At 59.0% G+C, this 15529-nt stretch carries 14 protein-coding genes; 11 read left to right on the top strand and 3 right to left on the bottom strand.

All coding sequences use genetic code 11. The features are described 5' to 3' along the window. The first annotated feature begins 3 nt into the window (after positions 1–3). The 8 genes from AC1Q5O_RS15590 (at position 4) to AC1Q5O_RS15555 (ending at position 9433) form a co-directional block, all read left to right on the top strand. The gene (locus tag AC1Q5O_RS15590; protein WP_492564094.1) at positions 4–2550 is read left to right on the top strand and encodes a fused MFS/spermidine synthase; all 2547 of its coding nucleotides are present in this window, start codon (positions 4–6) and stop codon (positions 2548–2550) included. After that, the gene (locus AC1Q5O_RS15585) at positions 2547–3518 is read left to right on the top strand and encodes an AAA family ATPase (RefSeq protein WP_492564092.1); all 972 of its coding nucleotides are present in this window, start codon (positions 2547–2549) and stop codon (positions 3516–3518) included. Before AC1Q5O_RS15590 ends, AC1Q5O_RS15585 begins: the two co-directional genes overlap by 4 nt. Positions 3519–3523: 5 nt before the next feature. Beyond that, on the top strand, positions 3524–4489 hold the full coding sequence (locus AC1Q5O_RS15580; protein ID WP_492564091.1) for a DUF58 domain-containing protein: 966 nt from the start codon (positions 3524–3526) through the stop codon (positions 4487–4489). A 1-nt stretch (position 4490) separates the two neighbouring features. Beyond that, positions 4491–4985 carry a DUF4381 domain-containing protein gene (locus AC1Q5O_RS15575; protein ID WP_464664660.1) on the top strand — a complete coding sequence of 165 codons (495 nt, stop codon included), beginning with the start codon at positions 4491–4493 and terminating at the stop codon, positions 4983–4985. Beyond that, positions 4972–5979, top strand: coding sequence for a vWA domain-containing protein (locus AC1Q5O_RS15570; protein WP_492564088.1), 1008 nt, complete (start codon positions 4972–4974; stop codon positions 5977–5979). The genes AC1Q5O_RS15575 and AC1Q5O_RS15570 overlap by 14 nt, the downstream gene beginning before the upstream one ends. Next, complete coding sequence (locus AC1Q5O_RS15565; protein WP_492564086.1) at positions 5976–7538, top strand: VWA domain-containing protein; 1563 nt, start codon at positions 5976–5978, stop codon at positions 7536–7538. Before AC1Q5O_RS15570 ends, AC1Q5O_RS15565 begins: the two co-directional genes overlap by 4 nt. Further along, positions 7535–8851 (top strand): BatD family protein, encoded by a 1317-nt coding sequence (locus tag AC1Q5O_RS15560; protein ID WP_492564084.1) that lies wholly within the window; start codon positions 7535–7537, stop codon positions 8849–8851. The genes AC1Q5O_RS15565 and AC1Q5O_RS15560 overlap by 4 nt, the downstream gene beginning before the upstream one ends. Positions 8852–9022: 171 nt before the next feature. Further along, positions 9023–9433, top strand: coding sequence for a DUF2177 family protein (locus AC1Q5O_RS15555; RefSeq protein WP_492564082.1), 411 nt, complete (start codon positions 9023–9025; stop codon positions 9431–9433). A gap of 68 nt (positions 9434–9501) precedes the next feature. Here AC1Q5O_RS15555 and AC1Q5O_RS15550 read toward each other — a convergent pair whose 3' ends face one another. Genes AC1Q5O_RS15550 through AC1Q5O_RS15540 form a run of 3 tightly spaced genes read right to left on the bottom strand, consistent with a single transcriptional unit; the run spans position 9502 to position 11563 of the window. Then, a complete protein-coding gene (locus AC1Q5O_RS15550; RefSeq protein ID WP_492564080.1) occupies positions 9502–10362 on the bottom strand; it encodes an alpha/beta hydrolase in 861 nt (286 codons plus the stop codon). Position 10363: 1 nt separating this feature from the next. Next, positions 10364–11011 (bottom strand): ChrR family anti-sigma-E factor, encoded by a 648-nt coding sequence (locus AC1Q5O_RS15545; RefSeq protein ID WP_492564079.1) that lies wholly within the window; start codon positions 11009–11011, stop codon positions 10364–10366. Positions 11012–11017: 6 nt separating this feature from the next. Further along, positions 11018–11563 (bottom strand): sigma-70 family RNA polymerase sigma factor, encoded by a 546-nt coding sequence (locus tag AC1Q5O_RS15540; protein WP_288194554.1) that lies wholly within the window; start codon positions 11561–11563, stop codon positions 11018–11020. A gap of 272 nt (positions 11564–11835) precedes the next feature. Here AC1Q5O_RS15540 and AC1Q5O_RS15535 point away from each other — a divergent pair, with 272 nt between their 5' ends. Genes AC1Q5O_RS15535 through AC1Q5O_RS15525 form a run of 3 tightly spaced genes read left to right on the top strand, consistent with a single transcriptional unit; the run spans position 11836 to position 15473 of the window. Continuing rightward, positions 11836–13167 (top strand): NAD(P)/FAD-dependent oxidoreductase, encoded by a 1332-nt coding sequence (locus AC1Q5O_RS15535; RefSeq protein ID WP_492564076.1) that lies wholly within the window; start codon positions 11836–11838, stop codon positions 13165–13167. Further along, on the top strand, positions 13164–13988 hold the full coding sequence (locus AC1Q5O_RS15530) for a DUF1365 domain-containing protein (RefSeq protein ID WP_492564074.1): 825 nt from the start codon (positions 13164–13166) through the stop codon (positions 13986–13988). The genes AC1Q5O_RS15535 and AC1Q5O_RS15530 overlap by 4 nt, the downstream gene beginning before the upstream one ends. A gap of 9 nt (positions 13989–13997) precedes the next feature. Continuing rightward, positions 13998–15473, top strand: a complete 1476-nt coding sequence (locus AC1Q5O_RS15525) for a cryptochrome/photolyase family protein (protein ID WP_492564072.1) — start codon at positions 13998–14000, stop codon at positions 15471–15473. Positions 15474–15529: the final 56 nt, after the last annotated feature.

Genomic DNA, 15529 nt, shown 5'->3' with positions numbered 1-15529 from the left:
CTGATGACCGCCAATGCGGACCTGCAGCCGAATAGGCACTTTCGCGACAATGCAAGCGACATGGCTGAGAGCCACGCTGCCGTCGGCGCATCGCTGTCTATCGCCATATTGCTGCTGTTTCTCTCCGGATTCTCGTCTCTGGTATTCCAGGTCGTATGGATCAGGCAGTTGTCGCTTGTGGTCGGCGTGGATGTTTATGCCGTGACCGCGGGAGTGGCAGCATTCATGGGAGGGTTGGCGCTTGGCGGCATTGCATTCGGCAGGCAGGCTGACAGGTTCGCAAACCCGCTTGCTCTCTATGCCGGGCTCGAAGCGGCAGTGGCATTCTGCGGCATTGGTTTAACAATATTACTTTCACATTATGCCCTGCCGTTCGTGAAGCTCGAAACGTTCTCGCCGGTTATCGCCTGGTCGACCGTCTTCATTCTCATCGGAACTCCGGCGGTTCTCATGGGCGGCACACTGCCGGCTCTGATGCGCTCGGTGACATCGATCAGCAACAATATCGGTTCGGCGGGCGGTCGCCTCTACGCCGCCAACACCGCCGGTGCGATTGCGGGCACGCTCGCTGCCGCGTTCATACTGATCCCCTCATTGGGTATTTCAGGTGCAGCCTATGTCGCCGCCGCTTGCAGCATTGTCGCTGCCGCAGGATCGTGGGCCATTCCCCGACGCGCCCCTCCCGCGGGGCAGACCGTCCAGAATTCCCAGCCCCACAGCGGCGATGTGCGTCTCGCACTCGCGCTTTATACTGTCGCAGGCGCGGTAGCTCTCGGCTATGAGGTTGTATGGACCCAGTCCATTGTTCAATTCATGAGCACCCGAAGCTTTGCCTTCGCCATCGTATTGGCGACGTATCTGTTCGGGCTTTCCCTCGGTTCTGCTGTGATGGCAGGCAAAATCGATCGTTTGAAAAACCTGTGGAGCATGCTGGGTCTTCTTCTTTCCGGAGCCGGGCTTGCCGCCCTGATCTCGACAGCACTGTTGGGAAACTGGATCGTTACGGCACAATCGCTGGCCGAATACTGGGTTCTGAACCTCACCGGTAGCCAGCTCGCCGGAATGTCCGCCAGGTTCACGATAGCTGCATTCACGACCGTGCTGCCCGCCACCGTCCTCCTGGGTGCGGCATTTCCGGTCGTATTGAAAATTGTGGCACGGGATGGCCGCACAGGCCGCAGCGTGGGACTTGTCAGTGCCTGGAACACCCTGGGAAGCATAGTTGGAACTGCGCTGACAGGATTTTTTCTGATCCCCAGCTTTGGCTTTATCGGCTCGCTCGGGCTTCTCGCTGTCATTGCGACGGCAATTGGTATCATCGCCGTCTACCGGAACATCGCTGCCGTTGCCTGGCATCGCGCGGCAGCACTGGCGTTCTGCGCCATCGCCGTGGCCCTCACCTTTCTGCTCCCCTCGACACGCTTTGCGGATCTCCTGGCCCAATCGCGCGGCGGCAAGCTGGTGTTTTACGAAGAAGGCCTCGGCGCGGCGGTGGCTGTCCTCGAGCAGGGAGGCGACAAGAAATTCAGGAGACTTTACATTCAGGGCGTTTCCAACACCGGGGATTCACTGCCGTCACTGCGCTACATGCGGCTTCAGGCGCTGATACCTTTAATCAGCATGCAGCAGCAGCCGCAATCGGCTCTTGTCATCGGGTTGGGCACCGGCATCACGGCGGGTGCCGTGCTGACTTATCACGGCCTCGAACGGAGGGTCGCAGCCGAACTTCTGCCAGCCGTCACGCGGGCGACAAACCTGTTCGCCGGAAACAATCATGCCGCATCCGATCCACGACTGGATATCCGTCTGCGCGACGGAAGGCGCGAACTGCTTGCAAGCTCCGACAGGTACGACCTGATAACGCTCGAACCCCCGCCCCCGTCAGCAGCGGGCGTGGCAAATCTCTACTCGACAGACTTCTATCGCCTCGCGTCTTCCAGGCTGCGAAGCGGCGGGCTGGTGGCGCAATGGTTGCCCCTTCCCACCCAGAATGACGAGGACACCCGGTCCCTGGTGCGCAGTTTCCTCGACGTGTTTCCGCATGCCGGGCTCTGGACCACCGAACTTCATGAAATGATGCTGGTCGGCTCGCAGGAACCGCTGCGTTTCGACCTCCCGCGCATGCAGGCCCGGTTCGACCAGCCCGATGTCAAACAGGCCCTCGCGGAAGTGGGCGTGAATTCCCTTGCCGGACTGATGGCGACGTGGGTAACCGACCGGGCGGCACTTGAGACGTACGCCGGCGATGCGGTGGCGGTTACCGACGACTACCCTCGCATCGAGTATGGCTCCTGGGTGCGCCCTGACTCGTTCGCGGTCACGCTTCCCAAACTCATGGACCTTGCAAAGGAGCCCGTCATCGATGGCGCAAGCGCCGATTTCACCAAGGCGATGCAGGAGGAGCGCGGCAAACTCCACACATTCTACAGGACGGGCCTGAGCGCCTATAACGGCGACCGGGCGGGGTGGCAGCGCAATGCCGCGCAGTTGCGCGGAAGCGTCGCCGGGAATGCATATTACTCATGGTTTTTCGGCGGAGCGACGGAATGACCGCACGTAACGACATTACACTCCTTGGCAAGCACATTGGCGAGTCCATCATTGGCCAGCATGCGATGGTTGAACGCCTGTTGCTTGGCCTCCTGGCCAACGGACATCTTCTTGTCGAAGGCCTGCCGGGACTGGCAAAAACAAGAGCAATCAAAAGCCTGGCGAAGAATCTTGATGCTTCACTGTCGCGTGTGCAGTTCACGCCAGATCTGCTGCCGGCCGACATAACAGGATCGGAAATCTATTTCAGCGAAGGCGGCAAGGGCGAGTTCAAATTTCAGCAGGGCCCCATCTTCGCCAACCTTATCCTCGCCGATGAAATCAACCGCGCACCCGCCAAGGTCCAGTCGGCCCTGCTCGAGGGGATGGAAGAGCGCCAGGTGACGGTGGGAGGCAAGAGCTATCCCCTTCCCGACCTTTTCATGGTGATGGCGACGCAAAATCCGATCGAACAGGAAGGCACCTATCCTCTTCCGGAAGCCCAGCTTGACCGCTTTCTCATGCATATCGAAGTCGGATATCCGGATGAGGCGTCCGAAGCAGCGATCATGCGACTGGTGCGAAGCGAGGAGAATGCACAGGCGAAATCAGCCAAATCCGCCCGGAAAATCAGTGCCTCCGCAGTATTCGATGCCCGCAAGGCGATCGGCACTGTAACCGTGGCCAAGGCCGTCGAGGATTATATGGTGGCCCTTGTCTTTGCCACGCGCTATCCGCTGAAGCTGGACAAGGATCTGGCCAAGTGGCTGCAGGTTGGCGTGAGCCCGCGCGGGGTGATCGGACTGGACAAGGTTTCGCGCTCATACGCCTGGCTCAAGGGGCGCGACTATGTCACGCCCGACGACGTCAAAGCCGTCGTTCACGATGTATTCCGGCATCGGCTCATCCTTTCCTACGACGCGCACGCCGCACGTATATCACCTGATGCAGTGATCGACCGGATCGTCGAACTCGTGGCTGTGGCTTGAATGCCATGGTCACGCGTCCCGCCCATGTGCAGAAAACCGCAAGCGGCGTTTATGTCAGCGTAGACGATCTGGCCAAGCTGGAGATGGTGGCCCGCAACCTGACATTTCTGCAGAAGACCACGGTGCAGCAGTCTTTGGTCGGACGGCACAACTCAAAAATGCGCGGCCGCGGTCTGACTTTTGAAGAATTGCGTGAATATCACGCGGGCGACGATATCCGCACCATCGACTGGCGGGTTACGGCCCGGACGGGAAAGCCGTTCGTGCGGATTTACGGCGAGGAGAAGGAGCGTCCGGCGCTTATTGTCGTTGATCAGAGGACGAACATGTTCTTCGGCAGCCGCCGCTCGATGAAATCCGTGACTGCGGCGGAAGCCGCGGCGCTTTGCGCATGGCGCATATTCGGTTCCGGAGACCGTGTCGGCGGTTTTGTCTTCAACGACGAGAGAATTGATGAACTGCGGCCTCACCGCAGCCGCGAAGCCATTTTCGCCCTGTCGACCGGAATATCCGCGATGAATCAGGAATTGATGGCGGATACGCCGGCAAGACGGTCCAGTGGACAGCTCAATGCCGCGCTCCAGGCGGTCGCCAGCGTAGCGGATCACGATCATCTGATTGTCATCGTCAGTGATTTCGACGGCCATACCGATGCGACCAAGGACATGCTGCTGCGGCTCGCGACGCACAACGATGTGCTGGCAATCCTGGTCTACGATCCTTTTCTGCTTCAACTCCCGACCAGCGGCGGGATCGTCGTCAGCGGAGGCTCCACGCAAGCCGAACTGGCATTCCAGCGGCCCCAGATGCGAAGCGCGATCGGTGAATTCGCGCGTCAACGCGGACGCAACCTTCTCGCCTGGCAGGTCGAACTCGGACTGCCGATGCTGCCGGTTTCATCCGCCCAGGAAACCGCGCCGCAATTGCGCAGTCTGCTTGCGCAGGCGGCATGGCGACAGCGGAGACGGTGAAATGGCCGAACTCGCGCCAATGCCCGATGACCTCACGGAAACTGCGCTGAAAACGCTCGCAGACATTGCGCTCCCCCCTGACGTGTCGTGGATGCCGCAAACCTGGGGTTGGGCCGTGCTTGCCGGTGCCATTTGCCTTGCCCTTGGATGGAGCATTTGGCGATCGGCAAGGCGGTGGCGGAGGAACCGTTACCGCAGGGAAGCGATCAGCTGCATACGGCAGATGAGCACGGCCGACCTTCCCGGAAGTGTGCCGGTCATCTTGAAAAGGACCGCGCTTGCCGCATGGCCGCGCGAACAGGTGGCCTCGCTGACGGGAAAGGAGTGGGTGGCTTTCCTGGAGCGCACGGCACCCAACCACAGCCTGGACCCCGAGCTTGCCCGTTTCATTGCGGAACTGGAATATGTGTCCGCGAATGCGGCATCGGGCCCGGATGCTTCGCAGTTGAGGCAAGCAGCCATCCGCTGGATCGGAAAGCATCATGTATCAACTTGATTATCCCTGGCTGCTTGTCCTGCTTCCCGTACCGCTGCTGATCTGGTGGATCGTGCCGCCTTACAAGGAGCAGACCACTGCGGTCCGCATTCCCTTCTTCGAAGAAGTCGCCCGCGCGGCTGGCGTTGTTCCGACCACGGGATCGCTGGTTTCGCAACGGTCCGTCCTGCAGACTCTATCCGCAAGCCTTGCCTGGATACTGATCGTCCTTGCGCTTGCCCGTCCGCAGTTTATCGAGCCGCCGCTGCAGAAGACGCAACCGCAGCGGGATCTCATGCTTGCTATCGATTTATCCCAATCCATGGACACGAAGGATTTCCGCGAACCAAACGGCACCCTCGTGCCGCGTGTCGAGGCAGTGCGCAAAGTTGTGGCTGATTTCGTATCGAAACGGCAGGGCGACCGGATCGGTTTGATTGCTTTCGGCGACGCGCCCTACCCGCTTGCCCCGTTCACGATGGACCATGCCACGGTTCAGACGATGATATCGGATGCGCTTCCCGGGATGGCTGGGCCGAGAACAGCTCTCGGCGATGCGATTGGGCTCGCCATCAAAATGTTCAATGATCCGAACATTCCGGAAAAGGTGCTTGTGCTTTTGACCGACGGGAATGATACCGCGAGCAAAATGCCTCCTGCAAAAGCTGCCGATATCGCCAAAGGAGCTAAGATCACCGTCCATACAATCGGAATTGGCGACATGAATGCGGTTGGCGAGGACAAACTGGACGTGGCCATGCTGCAGAAGATCGCCGAGGTCACCGGTGGCCGCTATTTCTTCGGGCAGGATTTGAAAAGCCTGGAAAACGTCTATGCGACCTTGGACCGGATAACGCCTGCCACGCAGAAAATTCTGTCCTGGCAGCCGCGGACCGAGCTCTTTGTCTATCCGCTCAGCGCTGCTCTGGTTCTCCTAGTGGTATTTCATGCACTGGCATGGTTGGGAACGGCATTCAGGAGGCGCCGGGAATTGCCCGGCGGTGCGCAGCCATGATCGCCGACTTCCACTTCCTGCGACCGTGGTGGTTGACCGGCATTCCGGCGGCGATGCTGTTCCTTTGGCTGGCCTCGCGGCAAGGTGACATGAGAATAAAGTGGCGCGGCATGATTGCACCGCAGTTGCTCGATCATCTGATTTCCGGCAGGGAGCACCGCGGCGGCATCCGCCCCTATCATGGGATGGCAATGCTGATGGCCCTATCGGCGATCGCGCTGTCGGGGCCGACCTGGCAAAAGGAACTGCCGCCGTTTGTGCAGGATGCCGCCGCTCTTGTTGTCGCAATCGACCTCTCGCGGACAATGGATGCGATTGACGTGACACCATCGCGGCTGGAAAGGGCCAAGCTGAAGATTGACGACATATTGGCATTGCGTCCGGCGGCCAAGACCGCTGTGATCGCCTATGCCGGATCGGCTCATCTCGTGCTGCCGCTGACGGAGGACGCTTCGCTTATCCGGACCTATGTGAATTCCCTGGTCACGCCCATCATGCCGGTCGGCGGCCGGAACACTGCGGCCGCATTGGAACTGGCAGAAAAAACGCTGGCCGATGACGAGGCATCCGGAACGATCCTTTTATTGACCGACGGTATCGATTCCGGCTCGCTCGCAGCTGTTCAATCGAAGCGGCAAAGCGGCCTCGTGGTGCTCGGCATCGGCACTGCGCAGGGCGGTCCGGTCAAGACCGCCGACGGCAGCTTTGCCAATGATGCCAATGGCAACCGCATCTTTGCCAAACTCGACATTGATGCTTTGAGAGAGTTGCGCAACAGCGAAACCAGCGTCGCCACCTACACGGCGGACGACAGCGACGTGCATTGGATTGCCCAACACATCCGGACGCATTTTGAACAGCGGTCGGATGCCGGCCAAACCCGGTGGCGGGATTTCGGCTGGTGGCTGACGATCCCGATCGCGCTGCTTGCCGCTTTCACTTTCCGGCGTGGCGGGGGCATCCGATGGACGGGGGCCATCCTTGCCTTCCATATGATCACCAGCGCGGATACGGCTCGTGCCGCTGACAACTGGTTTGCGGACGCTTGGCTCACCCGAGACCAACAGGGCCGCCTTGCCTACCAACGCGGGGATTTTCCGGACGCTGCCGACACGTTCGCCGATCCGGCCTGGAAGGGAGCGTCGCTATATCGTGCCGGGAAATTTGACGAAGCGATAAACGCATTTGCACGCGACAACACGCCCGAAAGCTGGTTCAATCAAGGCAATTGTCTCATGCAGCTTGGGAAATATGACGCGGCTGTTGCCGCATATGAAAAAGCGCTGGCCGTGCGCAAGGACTGGATAGCGGCCAAGGACAATCTTGCCGTTGCCGAGCGGCTTGCAGCGCGCAAAAAGAAGGATGAGAGCGAGGAGCCGCGGGATCCGGATGACGATCCGGATCAGATCCAATTCGATGAAAAGGGCAAACAGGGGAAAGAGGGAGAGGTCGATGTCGCGGAACAGGCGGCGGATATCTGGATGAAGAACATTGCGGTCAGCCCGGCACAGCTGCTGGCCCGGAAATTTGCACTCGAGGCGGCGCGGGGTGCGAAATGAGAATCCTTGCTGCAGCCTTGCTGGTGTTGTTCTGGCATCATACCGCTTTCGCCGCCGACCCTTTTGCTGAAGCGACCGTTGCCACGAAGGGTACCCTGGTCGCCGGTCAACAGATCCAGATCGACATCGATGTCTTCGTGCCGAATTATTTCACCACACCGCCACAATTTCCCGCGGTCGATCTTCCAAATGCGATTGTCACACTCTCCGACGGGCGCGCCCAGAACCTCAACGTCGTCAAGGACGGAGCGCAGTACTCGGGAATCCGCCGTACGTATCTCGTCATTCCACAATTAACGGGCGACTATGCATTGCCGACCGCAGACATAGAATTCGGCTACGCCGCCGTGCCGGGTCAGTCGGTCACGGCGAAAGTGTCGCTTCCGCCCGCGAGGTTTCATGTGAATGAAGTGCCCGGCAGCGGCAACGCCGGACCCATCCTTGCCGCGACCAGTCTCGAGCTGTCACAGACCTTGGACAGCGACCCCGGCAAACTGACAGTCGGGGACACCCTGGTGCGGACCGTGTCGCAGGCTGCCGGGGGAACGCAGGCAATGATGTTGCCGCAACCGCATTTTGAAGCGCCAGCTGGCATCAGGATGTACGTCAAACCGCCGCGTTTGGAAAACGGCGTCAAAGGAGCCGGTGGCGGATCGGGCAGCAGGCGAACCGACAGCATCACATACGTCGTAGAGCGCGAAGGCAGCCTGATCATTCCGGGCCTTTCCATTGACTGGTACGATACGGGCAAAGCCAGTCGCCAGCAGGCCAAGCTTTCCACCATTACGCTCACCGTGAAGGCGGCTCCCGCGACGACGAATGCAATCATTCCGGATACGCCGGCACAACCGCAATCGTCGCGTGCACCTTCGCTGCATACAATGGTGCTTGCAGGGATAATCCTGTCTGCAGCGGTTTTGGCCGCCTGGTTGTGCTGGATCGCATTGCCGCGCCTGTTCAAATGGATGGATGCGCGCCAGAAGATGCTTGAACGATCAGAACCCGCCAAGTTCCGGCAGCTGTATCTCGCCTTGAACTCGGACGATCCGTCAGCGGCCTATGCGGCTCTCGAAACCTGGACGGCAAGTGCCGGATACAAAAGCATTGCGGCCTGGGCGGCCGCTACCCAGGATCAGGAAATTCTGAATGCACTTGAAGCTTTTGAAGCGGATTTATACCGTTCGCATATCGCAGCGAACTCCAAAATCACCATGAACAAACTGGCTTCCGCCATTTTCTCGTGGCGTGACGGCAATGGCAAGCGGCTTGACGTGAAGCACGAGAAGCCAGCACTGCCGCCGCTCAACCCCTGACACGCGAAACTCTTCGCCTCAGTTGGAATCCCATCATTCTCATTTGTTGCGTTCACACGAAATGCGGCCATCCCTGATCACCATTGTGACGATGAAGACGCAGCTCGCTTTATCCCGACATGGATGATCCATCCAAAGGGCGCCAGCGTATGAGGCAGAAAGGAATCTTTCATGCTCAAATACGTCATCGCCTATCTCTCGACAGCGGCACTGTTCCTTGCGGTCGATTTTGTCTGGCTCAGCATCATGGCAAACGGCTTCTACCGCAGCCGGATTCCCGATGTCATTGGCACACAGGCCAACTATCCCGCGGCAATAGCCTTCTATCTGATCTTTGTCGCGGGTATTGTGATCTTCGCGGTCAGCCCCGCATTGGAAAACGGCCGCTGGACAACCGCTCTCGTCTATGGGGCGCTTTTCGGCTTCATGGCCTATGCGACCTATGATCTGACCAATCAGGCGACACTCAAACAGTGGTCCACGATGGTGACGATTGTCGATATGGGCTGGGGCACCTTCGCATCGGCTCTATGCGCAACCCTCAGTCTTCTGTTCACGCGGTGGTGGCTGGTCACGGTTTGACAGGTCGACCGATGTCCCCGCACTCCGCCATTGAAGTCACGATGCCGGAAAGTCTGACGGCGCGCCGGTCATGATCTGTCGTTCCCCCCATGCCCAAGAATGAAATCAACGGTATCGCGCAGTGTCGGCGCAACGAAGCGGATCGGCGATCCCATCGCTCCGATAATGCCGATGTGACCGACACCCGGATAAAGCTTCGTCTGGACCGGAGACCCGACAGACCGCAGCTTCTTGTCAAGCGCCATGCTGTTGCGCGGATAGACAACTTCATCGCTCTGCCCGTGCAGCAGGAGTACCGGCGGATTGCCGGGTCGAACCTGATTGACCGGCTGCGTTGATTCTGGTGTCCGCGCCGGGCTGAAAATATCGGCCACGGTTTTATCGTCGAACGGCAGAAAATCGTACGGTCCGGAAATACCGACAAACCCCTTCAGATCACGCGCCGGATCAAGCCTTTGCTCGCCGAGCCACCTCTTGTCCAATGCCAGCATGGCGGCGATGTAGGCGCCGGCCGAATGCCCGATGAGATAGATTTTGTTGGGGTCTCCGCCATAGCTCTTACCGTGATCCTTCGCCCAGCCGACCACGGCAGCCCCATCCTGCAGGAAGGCCGGATAACGCACGTCAGGATACAGCCGGTAATCCGGAACCACCGTAACGATACCTCTGGCGGCAAGCGCAGAAGCCACAAAAGCGTATGTTGCCTTATCTCCGCTTTGCCAGGTGCCGCCGTAAAAGAAAATTGCCATGGGCGCAGCGCTGGTGTTTTTGGGCGCATAGATATCCAGAGCCTGCCGCTGATCCCCGCCATAGGCAATGTTCCGGGTAACAGAAGCCCCGCCGGATGAGGTCGTGATATCGAGCATCTTTCCGGCCGAACATCCAACCAGCGTTACAACCGTCAAAAGTGTCAGCAGCTGACGCAACACGTTAAAATCCAAGCAATGGTTGAACGAGGCGGCCGAGCACACTCTTCAATTGCAAACGCCCATCCACGACGGCCAGACAGATGCATTCTTCGTCGGGCCCCGCCTTGGGCTCATGTTCAAGACTGGCATCAGCGACAACAAGATCGCCCGGATAATAATCACCCAGTGCATCGTGCAACGTCCCCTTGAGCACCAGCGTATATTCGACACCTCTATGGGTGTGTTCCGGCAGCACCATTCCGGGCTTCGCGCGCAGCAGCATCGGCCGATTGCGGGGCGCACCACCTCTGCCAATCGAGCTCCACTGCACGCCCGGCGCCAGGAACTTCCATTTGCCGATGTCATATTGCTCCAGCGGTGACGGCAGAACCAGACCATCCGGCATGGCGGCGAGATGCCGGACCTGCGGCATGACCTGCAAGGATGATGGCGTATCAAGACGCGCAAGAACCTGTTCCAGGGCATCAGCTGCCATTTCCGCAATGGGCACATCCTCCAGCGCAATACCACCCACCGCCTCGAACTGCCGCACGCGGTCGGCGCTGTCCGGGCAGAGCGACAAATGTGCCGCGACAACGAGCGCCGGTCCCTGGGCAAGGCTGCCTGCGGCATAGGCCATCAGAATGTCATCGGAAGGGCGATGGGTCATGTCAGCTCATTCCTCGCCCAGCAGGTTTCTGAGATGCTGCATCGCCAGACGCAACCGGGATTTGACGGTTCCCAGCGGCAAATCCAGCGTCCGGGCGATCTCACTGTGCGGCTTGTCGTCAAAATAGTGCAGTTGGATGACGCTCATCTGTTCTGGCGACAATTTCTGCATGGCCGTGCGCACCAGCGTTTCGCCTTCCAGCCGCAGCAGCATCTCTGACGGAGAAGGTTCAAAATCCGGTTCATGTTCTTCCATGAGATGCGCCGCGGGATAACGCTCGCGCCGGATCGCATCGACCCTCAGGTTTCGTGCAATCGTGAAAATCCAGGTGGAAGCCGACGCTTTGGCAGGATCGAACAGATACGCCTTGCGCCAGAGCATCAGCATGGTTTCCTGCGCCAGTTCCTCGGCCTGCCCCGGCGCCATGCCGCCGCGCATGAAAAACCCTTTGATACGCGGCGCATAATAGCCGAAAAGTTCGGCGAAAGCCGCCTTGTCACTGCGCTGCGCGATACGAAGGATTTTTGCGGAATAATCGGCGGGTCCAGTCATTGTCTGAACGGTACGCCTGATTGCCGGGTTTGTTCCGGCAACCGAAAACCGACCGCGTCCAAAACGCTGCCATATCCTGTGGAAATCGCCGAAAGGTAGGGTTGCGAGGCCATTCATACCGCTCAGTACGCAGATGCGCCGCAATCGGATCAGCACCGAAACTAATCCTGATCCAATTCCGTATTTCCACCGTATGCACTGATGCTGCAAGAAACAACGTCTGATCATCCCGATCCGTGTTGTTTCCACATGATGAGTACGGGAGAACATCGTTGAAAATTGCTGTCATAGGATCGGGTATTGCGGGCATGTCCGCCGCATGGCTTCTTTCCGGGAATCATGATGTGACCGTTTTCGAACGGGAGCTGCGCGTGGGTGGTCACAGCAATACATTCCTCGTCGACCAGACAGACAGAAGCCCCATTCCGGTTGATACCGGTTTCATCGTTTTCAATGAACATACCTATCCGAATCTGACTGCCCTGCTCGACCATCTCGGCGTGCAAACAGCGGCATCGGACATGTCCTTTGCGGTATCGCTCGACGACGGCAAGCTGGAGTATTCGGGCACCGGATTCAGCGGCCTGTTTGCCCAGCAGCGCAACCTGTTCAATCCGCGTTTCTGGATGATGCTGCGCGATCTCCTGCGCTTCTATCGCGAAACTCCGGCCCACGCGGGCAAACTCGGCCTGCTCGCTCTGGGTGAATTTCTGGAACGGGAAGGATATGGCCGCGCCTTCCGCGACGATCACCTCCTGCCCATGGCAGCCGCCATCTGGTCGGCGCCGGAATCGGCATTGCTCGAGTACCCCGCAGAGGCGTTCATCCGCTTTTGCGATAATCACGGCCTGCTGAAACTCGCCAACCGGCCGCTATGGCGCACCGTCAAGGGCGGTAGCCGCGCCTATGTCGATCGCCTCACGGCAGGTTACAGGGACCGCATCCAGAGCGGATGTGCCGCCGCATCCATCCGTCGCGGCAGAGACAGCGCCGCCGTGACCGATATCCATGGCGTTACCCGGGTTTTCGATCACGTCGTCCTGGCCGGCCACGCCGATGAATCGCTGGCGCTGCTGTCCGACCCGACGCCCTTGGAAGCCAACCTACTTTCCGCTTTCCGCTATTCGGTGAACCATGCTGTTCTGCATGAAGACGACACACTCATGCCCAAACGGCGGGCCGTCTGGTCCAGCTGGAACTATCTGGGACAGCGCCGGGAAGCCGCCGGTCCGGGCAACCAGCTGTGTGTGACCTACTGGATGAACCGATTGCAGCCGCTTGAAACCGACCGTCAGTTCTTCGTCACGCTCAATCCGCAGCATCAGCCGGATGCGCAAAAAATCCTGCACCGGGAAACCTATACCCACCCGATTTTTGACGGCGCGGCGATGCAGGCACAAAAACAGCTCTGGCAGATGCAGGGACAGCGCAGCACCTGGTACTGCGGCGCCTATTTTGGCGCGGGCTTCCACGAAGACGGATTGCAAGCGGGCCTTGCGGTGGCGGAAGATCTCGGCGGCGCGCGCAGACCCTGGCAGGTTGCCGATGAATCCGGGCGCATCTATCGCCAGAACCGCCCCGAACCAATCGGGGTCGCGGCATGAATGCCTTCCGCTCGGCGATCTACACTGGCAGGGTCACCCATAGGCGCCTGCGCCCCAAACAGCATTTTCTGCGTTACCGCATGTTCTACATGCTGCTCGATATTGACGAGATCGAAGGTATCGCGCGCGCCAGCCGGTTGTTCTCCCACAACCGGTTCAATCTCTTCGGTTTCTTCGATGGCGACCACGGCTCCAAGTTTGATGCGGCAGCGCGGTGTCCGGACCTGCGCGGTTATGTGGAGGACCATCTGCGGGATGCCGGCATGGTGCCCGATGGTGGGCCCATCAAGCTGATGACCATGCCCAGAATACTTGGCTATGTGTTCAACCCGCTAAGCGTCTATTTCTGCCATGATAGGAACGGCAGGCTGAAGGCACTGATCTACGAGGTCAACAACACGTTCGGCCAGCGTCACAGCTACGTTTTTCCGCTGGGCGATACGGACAACGGCAAGCCGTTGCATCAGGAATGCGGCAAGGAATTCTACGTTTCGCCCTTCATGGAGATGGCGCTGGACTATGATTTCACCATCACCCGACCAGCCGATACAGCATCGGTTGTCATCAACGCGAGCGACAAGGACGGGCTCATCATCGCAACAGCCTTTTCAGGCAAGCGGCAGGAATTCAGCGACCGCCAGTTGCTAAAGCTGTTTCTCGGCTATCCCCTGCTGACTCTCAAGGTCATTGCAGGCATCCATTGGGAAGCCCTATGGATCTGGGTCAAGGGTGTCAAATGCAGCCCCCGGCCGCGGACGCCTGTTCAAACCCGGACAATCATTGCGCGCCGAACGGAATCGGATACGCAGTTCTCAAAATAACAGGCATACATGACTGAACAGCAATCATCGGCCACCCGTTTCCCCGTCATTGTCCTCTTCAGACACGATCTGCGGATCAGCGACAATCGTGCCCTGTACGCAGCCGCAAACACAGGCAAGCCAGTCATTCCCGTATTCATTTGGGATGAGTGGAACACCGAAGCATCACGGCCTGTTGGCGGGGCGCGCCAATGGTGGCTGCACCACTCACTGGTTGCGCTTTCAGCGTCGCTCGGGGTTCTTGGCGCGAACCTTGTTCTCAAACGCGGGGCGACGCAGACCATTGTTGATCGGTTGCTGGACGACACAGGCGCCGACATGGTTCTGTGGAACAGGCGGTACGATCCCCCCGGCGTCAGGACAGACACAAGCCTCAAATCCGAACTCACCCGCCGAGGCATATCGGCAGAAAGCTTTGACGGGCATCTCCTGCATGAGCCGTTCTTGTTCAAAACCGGCACTGGCGGGTTCTATCGCGTCTATTCGCCGTTCTGGCGGGCTTTGACGGCAGGTCCGGAACCACGTGACCCGGTTCCAGCACCGCGAACGCTGGAGCCATATCATGAATCGATGGGTTCGGAGTGCCTGAACGACTGGGCGCTTCTGCCTGAGAAACCCGACTGGGCGAACGACTTTGCCAAGGATTGGACGCCGGGGGAAAACGGCGCACAGGAAAAGCTAGCCGCCTTTCTCGGCGGCGCTATTGGCGACTACGATCATGATCGGGACAAGCCTGCCATCGAAGCAACGTCAAGGCTTTCCCCACATCTCGCCCACGGTGAGATCACACCGTTTCAGATATGGCATGCCCTGAAATCACCGAGCCTTGCGCGGGAAGGCAAGGATGTGGATAAATTCCGCAGGGAGATCGGCTGGCGGGAATTTTCCTATCATCTCCTGTTCAACAATCCCGCGCTTGCGACCAAGAACTACAATGCATCGTTTGATGGCTTCGCTTGGCAGAACAAGGCCGATGATCTCAAGGCATGGCAACAGGGCCGGACGGGTTATCCGATCGTCGATGCCGGCATGCGCCAACTCTGGAAAACAGGCTGGATGCATAATCGGGTCCGTATGATCACCGCATCATTTCTGATCAAGCACCTGCGCATCGACTGGCGCAAGGGCGAAGCGTGGTTCTGGGATACGCTTGTGGATGCCGACCCCGCCAGCAATGCCGCCAGTTGGCAATGGGTTGCAGGATCGGGGGCAGATGCCGCGCCTTATTTCCGGATTTTCAATCCTATGTTGCAGGGCGCCAAGTTCGATTCATTGGGCGCCTATGTGCGGGAATTTGTTCCGGAGCTGAAAAATCTCTCCGACAAATATCTGCACGCACCTTGGCTCGCACCCGAGAACATTTTGAACGCGGCGGGCGTTGTTCTGGGCCAGAATTACCCTCATCCCATCGTTGACCATCAAGCAGCGCGACAACAGGCGCTGGTTGCCTATGCGAGCACCCGTAAAGATTCTCCCGGCCATTAGCCCTCAACGGCCATGGATTGGTGACTGTCCATCGCCGGCCCTCCTGTGCACCGCCT

This window comes from Phyllobacterium sp. MT110, assembly GCF_058792715.1.
Note: the sequence above shows the minus strand (reverse complement) of the source record. Positions and strands in the feature narration are given on the sequence as shown.

What these genes read in the sequence shown, in the direction of transcription:
- AC1Q5O_RS15560 (WP_492564084.1), top strand. Translation starts at nt 7,535, where the DNA reads ATGAGAATCCTTGCTGCAGCCTTGCTGGTGTTGTTCTGGCATCATACC.
- AC1Q5O_RS15545 (WP_492564079.1), bottom strand. Translation starts at nt 11,011, where the DNA reads ATGACCCATCGCCCTTCCGATGACATTCTGATGGCCTATGCCGCAGGC.
- AC1Q5O_RS15580 (WP_492564091.1), top strand. Translation starts at nt 3,524, where the DNA reads ATGGTCACGCGTCCCGCCCATGTGCAGAAAACCGCAAGCGGCGTTTAT.
- AC1Q5O_RS15585 (WP_492564092.1), top strand. Translation starts at nt 2,547, where the DNA reads ATGACCGCACGTAACGACATTACACTCCTTGGCAAGCACATTGGCGAG.
- AC1Q5O_RS15525 (WP_492564072.1), top strand. Translation starts at nt 13,998, where the DNA reads ATGACTGAACAGCAATCATCGGCCACCCGTTTCCCCGTCATTGTCCTC.
- AC1Q5O_RS15540 (WP_288194554.1), bottom strand. Translation starts at nt 11,563, where the DNA reads ATGACTGGACCCGCCGATTATTCCGCAAAAATCCTTCGTATCGCGCAG.
- AC1Q5O_RS15555 (WP_492564082.1), top strand. Translation starts at nt 9,023, where the DNA reads ATGCTCAAATACGTCATCGCCTATCTCTCGACAGCGGCACTGTTCCTT.
- AC1Q5O_RS15590 (WP_492564094.1), top strand. Translation starts at nt 4, where the DNA reads ATGACCGCCAATGCGGACCTGCAGCCGAATAGGCACTTTCGCGACAAT.
- AC1Q5O_RS15570 (WP_492564088.1), top strand. Translation starts at nt 4,972, where the DNA reads ATGTATCAACTTGATTATCCCTGGCTGCTTGTCCTGCTTCCCGTACCG.
- AC1Q5O_RS15565 (WP_492564086.1), top strand. Translation starts at nt 5,976, where the DNA reads ATGATCGCCGACTTCCACTTCCTGCGACCGTGGTGGTTGACCGGCATT.
- AC1Q5O_RS15530 (WP_492564074.1), top strand. Translation starts at nt 13,164, where the DNA reads ATGAATGCCTTCCGCTCGGCGATCTACACTGGCAGGGTCACCCATAGG.
- AC1Q5O_RS15575 (WP_464664660.1), top strand. Translation starts at nt 4,491, where the DNA reads ATGGCCGAACTCGCGCCAATGCCCGATGACCTCACGGAAACTGCGCTG.